The sequence below is a fragment of the Mesorhizobium sp. ESP-6-2 genome, from assembly GCF_020164675.1.
Lineage (GTDB): Bacteria > Pseudomonadota > Alphaproteobacteria > Rhizobiales > Rhizobiaceae > Mesorhizobium.
The window spans coordinates 511,293-522,278 of the sequence record NZ_JAIUGT010000004.1 but is presented as its reverse complement, the minus strand read 5'-3'; the positions used below and the strand labels follow the sequence as shown (position 1 = coordinate 522,278).

Genomic DNA, 10,986 nt, shown 5'->3' with positions numbered 1-10,986 from the left:
CAAGGGTTTCGACCTCATGCATGAGGGCAAGTCGATCAGGAGTGTCGTGGTTTATTGAGAAAGCCACACGCCGCCGGTGCTGTTTGCAGGGCTGAAGGTTGCGGGTGCGGCGGCCGGCAGTTATGTCGGACCGAAAGGGTCATGACGAAAAGGCAGAGTTGATGAAAGTCGTTTCCACGTCCAAGTCGCATGGCGGCGTCCAGGGTGTTTACTCGCACGCTTCAGAGGTCTGCGCCTGCGACATGACCTTTGCCGTCTTCGTGCCGCCGCAGGCCAAGAATGGGCCGGTGCCGGTGCTGTGGTATCTTTCGGGTCTCACCTGCACCCATGCCAATGTCATGGACAAGGGCGAGTACCGGCGCCTGGCGGCCGAGCTTGGTCTCATCGTGGTCTGCCCCGACACCAGCCCGCGCGGTGCCGATGTGCCGGACGAGAAGGACAATTGGCAGTTCGGCTGCGGCGCCGGTTTCTATGCCGACGCGACGCAGCAGCCTTACGCCAGGAACTACCGTATGTATTCCTACGTCCTCGACGAGCTGCCGGGATTAATCGCCGCGAACTTTCCTGCCGACACGGCGCGCCAGGGCATATCGGGCCATTCGATGGGCGGACACGGCGCGTTGACGATCGCGCTGAAGAACCCCGGCCGCTTCAGGAGTTGCTCGGCCTTCGCGCCGATCGTTCAGCCGACGACCGCTGGCTGGTCGCGGCCTGCGCTCGAGAAATATCTCGGCGCCGACGACAGGGACTGGCGCGCCTATGACGCCACGCTGCTTATCGAGGACGGCCGCCGTTTTGGCGAATTCCTGGTTGATCAGGGCACGGCCGATGGGTTCCTTGACGAAGGCCTCCGTCCGTGGCTGCTCGACGAAGCCTGCAAGAAGGCCGGCATCGACCTCACCTTGCGCATGCAGGAAGGCTACGATCATTCCTACAACTTCATCTCGACCTTCATGGACGATCACCTGAAGTGGCACGCCGCGCGGCTAGGCTGAAGAACCGCCGGGCATTATCAGCGGTAGGGCTTCGGCTCGCCGCCTTTGAAGAACGTCCAGAAGCTTTCATAGATCAGGTCGGGACGGTGCTCGGCCGGGTAGTGGCCCGTCGGAATGGCCCAGCCTCTAAGGTCCGGCGCCCAGGGGGCCCATGCCTCGATAGGCGTGAGATGGCGTCCGACATGACTGTTGCTGCCCCAGATCACCATGACCGGGCATCCGATCTTCTTCTTGCCGAAATCGGCTGTGTCCATGGCGAGGTCGAGTGTCACGGTCGCCCGGTAGTCCTCGCACACCGCGTGGATCTGCTCAGGCGTCGTGCAGCGGGCATATTCCTTGAAGGCTTCCGGCGTGAATATCTCCAGCCCAACGCCCTTCTTGTTGAGCTTGTACTGGATGTAGTAATCCAGGTCTGCGCAAATCAGCTTTTCCGGGAACGGCGCCTTCTGCGCCATGAAGAACCAGTGATAGCTTTCCAGCCCCCAACCTAGGGTGACGTTGGTGAGAAGATGGTAGGTCGGGATGATATCTAGCGCGCAGAAGCGCGTAATCCTGTCAGGCCGATCAAGCGCCATACGGAAGCCGACGCGGGCGCCGCGATCATGGCCGGCAAGCGCGAATTTTTCAAAGCCGAGTTCGCTCATCACGTCGAAGGCGTCTTCGCCCATGGCGCGGAAACTGTACGCGGCATGGTCAGGGCCGCCGTCGGGCTTCGAACTGTCGCCGTAGCCGCGCAGGTCGATGGCAACCACCGTGAAGGATTTCGCCAGCGAAGGCGCGATCCGGTGCCAACTGACATGCGTCAACGGATTGCCGTGGACCAGCAGCAATGCCGGGCCTGAGCCCGCGATCGCGACATTGATCTCGGCTCCCCTGGTCTTGATCCTCCTGTAGGAAAATCCCTCCATCAGGCCCCGATGCTCCTTCTCCAGTGGGGGCATGAGGGATGCGGCGGCGACGTCCGAGGTGTTTTGACTGGCCATAAGGTTCTCCCGAGCTCTGTCCCCTAAACCTCGCCTTCAAATTGAATACTGTCAACAATTTTCAGTTGACTTTTTTTGGATGCAGCGCAACATCGCACCAGGTCGCCAAGCGAGGCTTGCGCGGCGAACATCGGGTGGCCTTGCCACCGCCGAGCCGAAGGGGGCGTGTCCATGCCAGATTCAGATAAGTCCTCGCCCAAAGCCGCTTCGCCGCTGCCTTGCCTGGCCCTCTTGCCTGGCGATATGACGGGCATCGGCCCGGAACTCGTTGCGCGCGTGCTGTCGGATGGCCGGCTTTCCGATGCTGCGCGCATTGTCGTTCTCGGCGACCGGCGTGTCCTGGAGATGGGCGCCCGCGATGCCGGCGTGTCTCTCTCCATCAAGACCGTTCCAGACGTCGCCTCGATCGACTGGAACGCAGCTCAGACGCCTGTCATCGACCTCGGCAACATCGATCCCGCGGCCTTGCCGCGCGGCGTGGTTTCTGCGGAGTCCGGAAAGCTGACCGGAGACACGTTGGCCGCCGCCGTGCGGCTGGCGATGAAGGGCGAAGTGGACGGCATCACCTTCGCACCGCTGAACAAGGCAGCGCTTCATGCCGGCGGCTGGAAATTTCCGGACGAGCACAAGATGTTTGCCCATTTGCTGGAACACAAAGGATATTTCTCCGAGATGAATGTGCTCGACGGCCAATGGATGTCGCGCGTCACCTCGCACGTTTCCATGCGCACGGCTCTCGACCAGATCACCCATGACAGCATCATCGAGGCAATCCAACTCGTTGACCGCACCATGCAACGCGCCGGCATGAAGAAGCCGCGTATCGCCGTCGCGGCCCTCAACCCGCATGCCGGCGAGAACGGGCTGTTCGGGCGCGAGGAGATCGATCTGATCGGTCCGGCGGTCAAGGCCGCCGCGGCAACGGGCATCGATTGCAGCGGGCCTTTCCCCGCTGACACCATCTACATCAAGGCTTTCGCCGGCGAATATGACAGTGTGGTCGCCATGTACCATGATCAGGGGCAGATCGCGACCAAGCTGCGCGGCTTCAATCGCGGCGTGACTGTCACGGCCGGCCTCGAAACCGTCTTCACCACGCCGGCGCACGGAACCGCCTTCGACATCGTCGGCAAAGGCATCGCCTCGACAGGTGCGCTGGAGAGTGCGGTTCGACTTGCGGGCCAGCTTGCGCGCCGCAAAAACGCAGAACGCCAGGCTGCAGCCTGACCGATGTCGGCCAACCGCCTCTGAAACCAACTGGAAGCAAAATGACGAAATCCAACAATTTCCGCATCGCGGTCATCCCCGGCGATGGCATCGGCAAGGAGGTCGTGCCGGAGGGCGTACGCGTCCTGGAAAAGGTCGCTTCGCGCTTCGGCATCGGCCTGTCGTTCGACTGGTTCGATTTCGCCTCCTACGATTACTACGCCCGTCACGGCCGGATGCTGCCAGAGGACTGGAAGGCAAGGATCGGATCCCATGACGCGATCTTCTTTGGCGCCGTGGGCTGGCCTGCCGGCGTGCCCGACCACGTGTCTCTGTGGGGGTCGCTTCTCCAGTTCAGGCGCGAGTTCGATCAATACGTCAACCTGCGGCCGGTGCGCCTTATGCCGGGTGTGCCGAGCCCGCTCGCCGGGCGCGGCCCAGGCGATATCGATTTCTGGGTGGTGCGCGAAAACACCGAAGGCGAGTATTCGTCGATAGGCGGCCGCATCTTCCCGGGCACCGAGCGCGAAGTGGTGGTGCAGGAAACAGTCATGACGCGCATTGGCGTCGATCGTGTGCTGAGGTTCGCGTTCGAGCTTGCCGCCAAGGGCAAGCGCAAACACCTGACCTCGGCGACCAAGTCGAACGGCATCTCGATCAGCATGCCCTATTGGGACGAGCGCGTGGAGGAAATGGCCAAGGCTTTTCCCGATGTGCGCTGGGACAAATACCACATCGATATCCTGACGGCCCAGTTCGTGCTTCATCCCGACTGGTTCGACGTCGTCGTCGCCTCCAACCTTTTCGGCGACATTCTGTCCGATCTCGGCCCGGCCTGCACGGGAACGATCGGCATCGCACCCAGCGCCAATATCAATCCCGACCGTAATTTTCCGTCCCTGTTCGAGCCGGTTCACGGCTCGGCGCCGGATATTGCGGGGCAGGGGATTGCAAATCCCGTCGGGCAGATCTGGTCGGCCGCGATGATGCTCGACCATCTCGGGCAGGCTGAGGCGGCCGCCGGGATCGTTTCGGCGATCGAGACCATTCTCGCCGAGCCTTCGCTGCGCACGCGCGACCTTGGCGGCGCCGCAAACACCGTTGAGTGTGGCAAGGCGATCGCCGCGGCACTTTGACCTTCAGGTCGTCGGCACCAGGGCAGAGAGGGTGTTTGCATCGGCGAGATTGACCGCCGTCGCGGCATGAAACCCGTTCAGCCCACGGGGGTTGCGGCGCGGGCGATGGCGGCGGCGTCTTCGAGCGTCTCTATCTCCCAGCACAGATCCCGCAGGCGCGCCGTTGCCGTAGCGCCCAGAACCGGTTCGGCAAGCCCGCCGAACTTTGCGTTCAGATCGTCGTCGGTCATCGGCCGCGCCAGGCTGCCGATCGCATGCTCGACATGTTTCCTCAGGACGCGGCCGTCCTTGAGCCTGATCGTCACGTGACATTCGTCTTCAGCGACGCTTTGCGATGCCGCTGCACTCACGCGGTCGCGCAGCGCAATCACCTCCGGGTCGCGCACGCTCGCATCGCTATATTCCTCCTCGCCGGCGCGTCCTTCGATGATGGCCACCGCTGCCGAATGGTAGACGCTGAACTTGCCTTCGAGACCGACTGTCGGCGTCTTCTTGCCGGTCAGCTCGAGCACCAGCGGATCGACTTCCAACTCAATGCCTTCGATCTGCGCGGCCGTCAGTCCGAACTCGTTGCGCAATTGCACGCAGCCGTCGATGATCGGGTGGATGACGATGCCGCAGGCAAACGGCTTATAGGTGTTCAGCGCGATCTCGAAGCTCTCGCCCAGACCTTTGGTGATCTCGTCGAAATTGCGCTCGGTCGACATGACGTGGGCGAAACCGCGCGGGGCCTCGAGCACGCGATTTGACGAGGTGAAATCGCGTTGCGCCATGAAGGCGGAGAGCAGTCCGTTTTGCGCCGCGCGGCCGGGATGGAAGCTCTTGCACATGGTGCCGAACATCTCGCGGAAACCCGAAGACTGCGTTCCGGCTATGCCGAGCGCCCAGATCATCTGCTGTTCGGTGAGGCCAAGCAGCCGCCCCGCTGCGGCGGCGGCGCCAAAGACGCCGGCCGTTCCGGTGATGTGCCAGCCGATGTCGTAATGCGCGGGGTAGACCGCATTGCCGATGCGGCATTCGACCTCGACGCCGAGGATGAAGGCATGCAGCAGATCACGGCCGCTTACCGGCCGCAGCTGCGCAAGGCTCAGGATCGCGGAGGCGACCGGCCCGGCGGGATGGATAATGGTGCGCAGATGCGTATCGTCGAAATCGAAAACATGGCTGGCGATGCCGTTGAGAAGCGCGGCGTTGAGTGCGTCCAATCGTTCGTCGCGGCCCAATATGGCAGCCTGATCCTTGCCGGCAAACGGCGACACGGCCGCGAGCGCAATATCGACGCTCGCATGTTGCGAGCCACCTACCGCACAGCCTGTCCAGTTGAGGAAGGAGCGTACCGCTTCGCGCCGCACATTACCGGGCACGCTGTCTGCGGATGCCGACACGACATAGCGGGCCAGCGTGGCGGTGACGTCAATCATTTGATCTCCCTGAATTACCGTTGCACAGGACTGCCTGGCCTGCCGGCGTGCTTTGCTGGTGATTGGCGCGGATCACGCCATGAAGGCGCCGCCGTTGACGTGAACGGTCTGGCCGGTGATGTAGCGGGCCGCGGGGCCGCAGAGATAGCGCACGAGCGAGGCGACTTCCTGCGGCGTTCCAAGCCGGCCGACAGGCGGCAGTTTCCCGACATGGTGAGAGGGTTCTCCGCCTGCTCGCACGGTGTCGATCATGCCGGGCGCAACGCAATTGACGGTGATGCCGTCGCCGGCAACGTCATGGGCGAGGGCGCGCGTGAAGCCGGACAGGCCTGCCTTCGCGGTCACGACATGAGCGCGTCCGCCGGCGCCGGTATGCGCCGACAGGCCACCGATGTTGATCACTGCTCCCTGTCCTGACTTCTTGAGGTGCGGGAGCGCCGCATGGGCGGTCAGGAACGCGCCGTCGAGGATGATCGAAAGCACGTCGCGCCACTCAGTGAAGCTCATATCCTCGAACGCGGTTTCATGTCGTACGGCGGCGCTGTTGACGAGAATGTCTATGCCGCCGAATTCCCGAACGGTCGCGCCGATCAGCGCGTCGACTGCCTCCGGATCGACGATGTCGGCCAGGACAGCCCTGGCCCTCCCTCCGGCGGCCGCGATTTCATTGACGACGGACTGGGCTTCAGCCCGGGAGCTGCGTGCGTTCACGACCACGGCGGCCCCGGCGCCAGCAAGCTCCAGCGCCATGATGCGCCCGATATTGCGGGCGGCTCCCGTTACGATGGCGACGCGTCCTTCCAGTTCCCGTCCGCCGTTCATGCCAAGCTCCCGTCGGACCAGTCCGAGCCGGCCACTGCCATTGAAGGCATTTCTCGAGACCAATCGGAGCGGTTCATGCGAGATCCCCGGTGTCGGGCGCGTTGCCGCTCGAATGTCCAGGGACGGCCGCTGCCGGCAGGGTCATGCGGCTCTTGCCGCTCAGCACATGCAGGAAGGCTGCCTCCATGGCGGCTGTCGCGTCGCCGTTTCGCAATGCCGCAACGATGCGGCGGTGCTCAATATTGGACACGGAGAGGCCACCGCCTTGCAGCAGCGCGCGCTCCCGAAACAGGTGCAGTTCCTTGACGAGTTCGGAATAGGCCTTGTGCAGCCGGCCGTTGCCCGCGAAGCGCAGGATCGAATCGTGGAATTCCAGATTGAGCGGGTAGTAGGCATCGAGCGAATGCATGGCGACCGCCTCCTCCATGCGATCGAGCAAGCGCTCCAGTTCCGAAATATGCGCCGCCGTGACCTTCGTGGCCAGGAGGCGCGCCGCCGACGCGAATAACCCCGCGCGCACGTCGTAAAGCTCGGCGGCCTGCTCCTCGTCGATCCTGCGCATGAACACGCCCCTGTTGGGGACAAGCTCGAGTAGGCCTTTCTCGGCAAGCGCGCGGCACACTTCGCGGATGGGACCGCGGCTCACCGAAAAGCGGGTCGCCAGCGAATTCTCGTTCAGCCTCTCACCCGGGGCGAATTCTCCCGACAGGATGAGGCTCTCCAACTCGCGCCGCAGGACGCTCGTCAGGGAGTGGTTCTGAAGAAACTCAAGCTCGGCCCTCATCGGATCGTGATCTACTATTTACTGCAAACTGTCAACAGAATACAGTGCGACTGACAGGCAGGATCATTGCTGGCCGCAAGCTGGAGAACCGGAGTTTCATGCCTCAGGCGGACATCCCGCTGGTGAAGGATGCGTTGCCTTCGCCAAGCCTTTTCGAACTCTTCCTGGCGTTTGCCAAGCTCGGCATCACCAGCATTGGCGGGGGCGTGAACGGCATGATGCACACGGAATTCGTGGTGAATCGGGGCTGGTTCACCGACAGGCAGTTTCTGTCCGGACTGGCGCTTGCCCAGTCCTTGCCCGGAGTCAACGTTGCAAACTTGGCGCTCTGGCTCGGATATCAACTCAGAGGTTTCGTCGGAGCCTTCGTGGCGCTGTTGGCAGTGGTCCTGCCCCCGGCCATCGCAATCATCCTGATAGGAAATGTCGTGCTGAGGCTCAGCGCCGATCCCGCGATCGGCGCGCTGCTTGCGGGCCTCGCCGTCGCGGCAGCCGGACTGTCGCTTTCCGTCGGCTATCTTGCCATGCGATATGCCTGCATCGACGTCATTTCAACAGTCCTGTTTGCCTGCACGCTGGTCGGCGCATCGGTCTTTCATCTTTCTGCTCTCGTCATCGTTGCGGTGCTGGCGCCCATCGGCATCGGCATCGGCTTTGTAAGAAAACGGCATGAAAGACGATAATCTGCTTCTTACCCTGTGTCTGGTGTTCGCACCCTTGTCATTGATGGCCATCGGCGGCGGATCCTCCATTCTGGGCGAATTGCAGCACAGCGTCGTCGATGACCGGCACTGGCTGACCAACAAGGCTTTCCTCGATATGTTTGCCATCTCCCGCGTCGCACCCGGACCGGGAACCCTGATCGTCACGCTGATGGGTTGGCACCTTGCCGGATGGGCGGGGGCAGTCGTTTCGACGATCGCGATCTTTGCGCCGTCCTCGCTGCTGGTGATCGTGATCGCGCATTTCTGGCACAGCCGTCCGGATGCGGCATGGCAAGGCGCCCTGGTCTATGGTTTGGCGCCGCTCGCCGCGGGGCTGGTGCTGTCCAGCGTCTCGGCTCTCCTGAGCAACGCGAAAGGCGGCTGGATCGCCTGGTGCGTGGCCATCATGGTCGCCGTTGCGGCGCGTAGGGTTCGTTTGGGGCCCTTGACGCTGATGGTCGTGGGATCGGTCCTCTTTTGCGGTCTGCTGATGGCTGTAGGATAACGCATGTCGCCCAAATTTTGGGACAGCGACAAGGCATGGAGAAGAGCCGAAGCGCGTCGCACGGATCCGTTTCGACGCGAGGCGCCCGGCAATTCCGGCCGACAAATGCCTCTGCCCTCAACGACAATGCAGATAGTCGTCAGTTAATTGTTGACAATTAACAAAATTAGACCGACCTTGGGGAAGAGGCGCAGGCACATCGCTTGTGAGTGAGTGTTCGGGAGGACCCATGGCCTTTGTGGAACTCGACAATCTGACCAAGCGCTACGGGAAGTTGACCGTCGTCAATCAGGTCGATCTCTCTATCGAGAAGGGCAAGCTGGTGTGCCTGCTCGGACCATCGGGCTGTGGCAAGACCACCACCTTGCGCCTGGTCGCCGGGTTCGTTCAGCCGTCGGATGGTCAGATCCGCGTCGGCGGCCGTGTGGTGTCGTCGCCGCATGCCAGCGAGCCTCCGGAAGCCCGCAACATGTCGATGATCTTCCAAAGCTATGCGCTCTGGCCGCATATGACCGTGTTCGAGAACGTCGCCTACGGCCTGCGGCTCCGCCGCATGGGAAAGAGCGACATCCAGGCTAAGGCCGGTCGCATCCTCCATGCGACCAAGCTCGAAAAACTGGCTGAGCGCTATCCGGGCGAATTGTCGGGCGGTCAGCAGCAGCGTGTTTCGCTTGCCAGGGCGCTTGTCATCGAGCCGGAGACGCTGCTGCTCGACGAGCCGCTTTCCAATCTCGACGCCAATCTTCGCGAGGAGATGCGGTTTGAAATCCGTCGGCTTCACGACGAGTTCCGCTACACGACCGTCTACGTCACTCACGATCAGACCGAGGCCATGACCGCCGCCGATGTCATCGTGGTGATGAACCAGGGCAATGTCGAGCAGGCTGGTTCTCCCGAGGACATCTACGAACGGCCGCGCTCGGAATTCGTCGCGCAGTTCATCGGCGGCACCAATATCTTCAAGGGCAAGCGGATCGGAACGGACACCGTCGATTGCGGCAATGGCCTGGTGCTGCGCTGCGGCAGCGGCGACTACGCCTCCAACGGCCAGACCGCGGTGTCGGTGCGGCATCACGACCTGCACCTCACGAACGAGAAGCCGAAAGGCGATCCGAGCAACTGGGCCACCGGGAAGGTGCTGCGCCAGGTCTATCTCGGGTCGCATCGCGACTATCTCGTCAATTTATCAGGTGGCGAAACCGTGCGGGCGATTGCGCCCGTCGATGTCGCGGTCCCGGAAAACCAGCAAATTTGGCTTCATTGCCCACCTGATCGCTGCCGGGCGCTCGCGCACTAAAGGGAGAGAGACATGTCGAACACGAAAGTCGCAGCAGGCGCGCTTTTGGCAGCCTTGGCGTGGAGCCAGGTGGCCTGGGCGGCCCCGCCGGAGCCCTACCACGTGACGGACGAGCTGGTTGCGGCGGCAACCAAGGAGGGCTCGGTCGTCTACTACACCTCCACCGACGTGCAGGTTGCCGAGAAACTGGGCTCCGCCTTCGAGGCGCATTATCCCGGCATCAAGGTCCAGGTGGAGAGGGCTGGTTCCGAACGCGTCTTTCAGCGCATAGGGCAGGAATATTCGAGCGGCATCCACAATGCCGATGTCATCGAGACCTCCGACGCATCCCACTTCCTCACATTCAAGGATCAGAACTGGCTGACGCCGGCCGTTCCCGAGGACGTGGCCAAGATGTGGCCGGAAAAGGATCGTGACCCCGACGGGCTCTATGCGGCTTTCCGCGCCACGCTGACCGTCATCGCCTACCGGACCGACTTGGTGAAGGAAGAGGACGCGCCAAAGACCTGGACCGATCTGCTCGATCCCAAATATAAGGACAAGCTGGTCAAGTCGCATCCCGGCTACAGCGGCAATGTGATGACCGCGACCTATGCCCTCAGCCAGCTTCTCGGATGGGACTATTTCGAGAAACTGGGCAAGCAGGGCGTCATGCAGGTCCAGTCCTCGACGGAGCCGCCGAAGGTCCTTGCCCAGGGCGAGCGCCCGATCCAGGCTGATGGCAATGAGTACAACGTGTTCATCCTCCAGGACAAAGGCGTGCCGATCAAGGCGGTCTATCCGGCGGAAGGAACCTCCATCGCCTACGGCAACGCCGCCATCCTGGCTTACGCTCCTCATCCAAACGCAGCCAAGCTTTTCTATTCCTTCATGTTCTCGCAGGAAGCCCAGCAATTGAACGACGATTTCGGCGGTCTGCGTTCGGTCCGGCCGGACGTGAAGGAAAAATCCAACCGCACGCCGCTTTCCCAGATCAAGCTGCTTGAGTCCGACCCGGCGAACGTTCGCGACGCCATCGAAGAGATCAAGCAGAAATACGAAGAGTATTTCGGCACGTGAGTAGCGGTTCGCCGTCAAGTTGGACCGGTGGCGGAATGAAATGATTTTGCGATGTCGTCATGGGCGACATCGCA

Annotated in this window: 11 protein-coding genes; 7 read left to right on the top strand and 4 right to left on the bottom strand. The window is 62.3% G+C overall.

The window, feature by feature from the left end; genetic code table 11:
- The first annotated feature begins 161 nt into the window (after nt 1-161).
- Nucleotides 162-995 carry an S-formylglutathione hydrolase gene (gene fghA, locus LB532_RS14950; RefSeq protein WP_140638418.1) on the top strand — a complete coding sequence of 278 codons (834 nt, stop codon included), beginning with the start codon at nt 162-164 and terminating at the stop codon, nt 993-995.
- A 17-nt stretch (nt 996-1,012) separates the two neighbouring features.
- On the opposite strand, the gene LB532_RS14945 is transcribed toward fghA, so the two are convergent.
- Nucleotides 1,013-1,978, bottom strand: a complete 966-nt coding sequence (locus tag LB532_RS14945; protein WP_224556920.1) for an alpha/beta fold hydrolase — start codon at nt 1,976-1,978, stop codon at nt 1,013-1,015.
- Nucleotides 1,979-2,149: 171 nt separating this feature from the next.
- On the opposite strand from LB532_RS14945, the gene LB532_RS14940 reads away from it, so the two are divergent.
- Together LB532_RS14940 and LB532_RS14935 are read left to right on the top strand one after the other, a co-directional pair.
- Nucleotides 2,150-3,205 carry a PdxA family protein gene (locus LB532_RS14940; protein WP_140638419.1) on the top strand — a complete coding sequence of 352 codons (1,056 nt, stop codon included), beginning with the start codon at nt 2,150-2,152 and terminating at the stop codon, nt 3,203-3,205.
- Between the two features lie 41 nt (nt 3,206-3,246).
- A complete protein-coding gene (locus LB532_RS14935) occupies nt 3,247-4,320 on the top strand; it encodes a tartrate dehydrogenase (RefSeq protein ID WP_140638420.1) in 1,074 nt (357 codons plus the stop codon).
- Nucleotides 4,321-4,397: 77 nt separating this feature from the next.
- Here the strand turns inward: LB532_RS14935 and LB532_RS14930 are convergent, their stop codons facing one another.
- From LB532_RS14930 to LB532_RS14920, 3 genes are all read right to left on the bottom strand, one after another.
- Nucleotides 4,398-5,741: an MmgE/PrpD family protein gene (locus LB532_RS14930; RefSeq protein WP_140638421.1), complete on the bottom strand. Its 1,344-nt coding sequence runs from the start codon at nt 5,739-5,741 to the stop codon at nt 4,398-4,400.
- Between the two features lie 72 nt (nt 5,742-5,813).
- Entirely contained in the window at nt 5,814-6,563 is a 750-nt protein-coding gene (gene fabG / locus LB532_RS14925) for a 3-oxoacyl-ACP reductase FabG (protein ID WP_140638422.1), read from the bottom strand.
- 73 nt (nt 6,564-6,636) lie between these two features.
- Entirely contained in the window at nt 6,637-7,347 is a 711-nt protein-coding gene (locus LB532_RS14920; RefSeq protein ID WP_140638423.1) for an FCD domain-containing protein, read from the bottom strand.
- Nucleotides 7,348-7,445: 98 nt separating this feature from the next.
- Between LB532_RS14920 and LB532_RS14915 the strand changes: the two genes are divergently transcribed.
- The 4 genes from LB532_RS14915 (at nt 7,446) to LB532_RS14900 (ending at nt 10,912) form a co-directional block, all read left to right on the top strand.
- A complete protein-coding gene (locus tag LB532_RS14915) occupies nt 7,446-8,030 on the top strand; it encodes a chromate transporter (RefSeq protein WP_140638424.1) in 585 nt (194 codons plus the stop codon).
- Nucleotides 8,017-8,556 (top strand): chromate transporter, encoded by a 540-nt coding sequence (locus tag LB532_RS14910; RefSeq protein ID WP_140638425.1) that lies wholly within the window; start codon nt 8,017-8,019, stop codon nt 8,554-8,556. The genes LB532_RS14915 and LB532_RS14910 overlap by 14 nt, the downstream gene beginning before the upstream one ends.
- A gap of 229 nt (nt 8,557-8,785) precedes the next feature.
- A complete protein-coding gene (locus tag LB532_RS14905) occupies nt 8,786-9,853 on the top strand; it encodes an ABC transporter ATP-binding protein (protein ID WP_140638426.1) in 1,068 nt (355 codons plus the stop codon).
- Nucleotides 9,854-9,865: 12 nt separating this feature from the next.
- Nucleotides 9,866-10,912 (top strand): ABC transporter substrate-binding protein, encoded by a 1,047-nt coding sequence (locus LB532_RS14900; RefSeq protein ID WP_140551288.1) that lies wholly within the window; start codon nt 9,866-9,868, stop codon nt 10,910-10,912.
- Nucleotides 10,913-10,986 lie beyond the last annotated feature (74 nt).

Bases quoted from the DNA above. Each gene is read 5' to 3' on its own strand.
- fghA (WP_140638418.1), top strand. From the start codon at position 162: ATGAAAGTCGTTTCCACGTCCAAGTCGCATGGCGGCGTCCAGGGTGTT.
- LB532_RS14945 (WP_224556920.1), bottom strand. From the start codon at position 1,978: ATGGCCAGTCAAAACACCTCGGACGTCGCCGCCGCATCCCTCATGCCC.
- LB532_RS14940 (WP_140638419.1), top strand. From the start codon at position 2,150: ATGCCAGATTCAGATAAGTCCTCGCCCAAAGCCGCTTCGCCGCTGCCT.
- LB532_RS14935 (WP_140638420.1), top strand. From the start codon at position 3,247: ATGACGAAATCCAACAATTTCCGCATCGCGGTCATCCCCGGCGATGGC.
- LB532_RS14930 (WP_140638421.1), bottom strand. From the start codon at position 5,741: ATGATTGACGTCACCGCCACGCTGGCCCGCTATGTCGTGTCGGCATCC.
- fabG (WP_140638422.1), bottom strand. From the start codon at position 6,563: ATGAACGGCGGACGGGAACTGGAAGGACGCGTCGCCATCGTAACGGGA.
- LB532_RS14920 (WP_140638423.1), bottom strand. From the start codon at position 7,347: ATGAGGGCCGAGCTTGAGTTTCTTCAGAACCACTCCCTGACGAGCGTC.
- LB532_RS14915 (WP_140638424.1), top strand. From the start codon at position 7,446: ATGCCTCAGGCGGACATCCCGCTGGTGAAGGATGCGTTGCCTTCGCCA.
- LB532_RS14910 (WP_140638425.1), top strand. From the start codon at position 8,017: ATGAAAGACGATAATCTGCTTCTTACCCTGTGTCTGGTGTTCGCACCC.
- LB532_RS14905 (WP_140638426.1), top strand. From the start codon at position 8,786: ATGGCCTTTGTGGAACTCGACAATCTGACCAAGCGCTACGGGAAGTTG.
- LB532_RS14900 (WP_140551288.1), top strand. From the start codon at position 9,866: ATGTCGAACACGAAAGTCGCAGCAGGCGCGCTTTTGGCAGCCTTGGCG.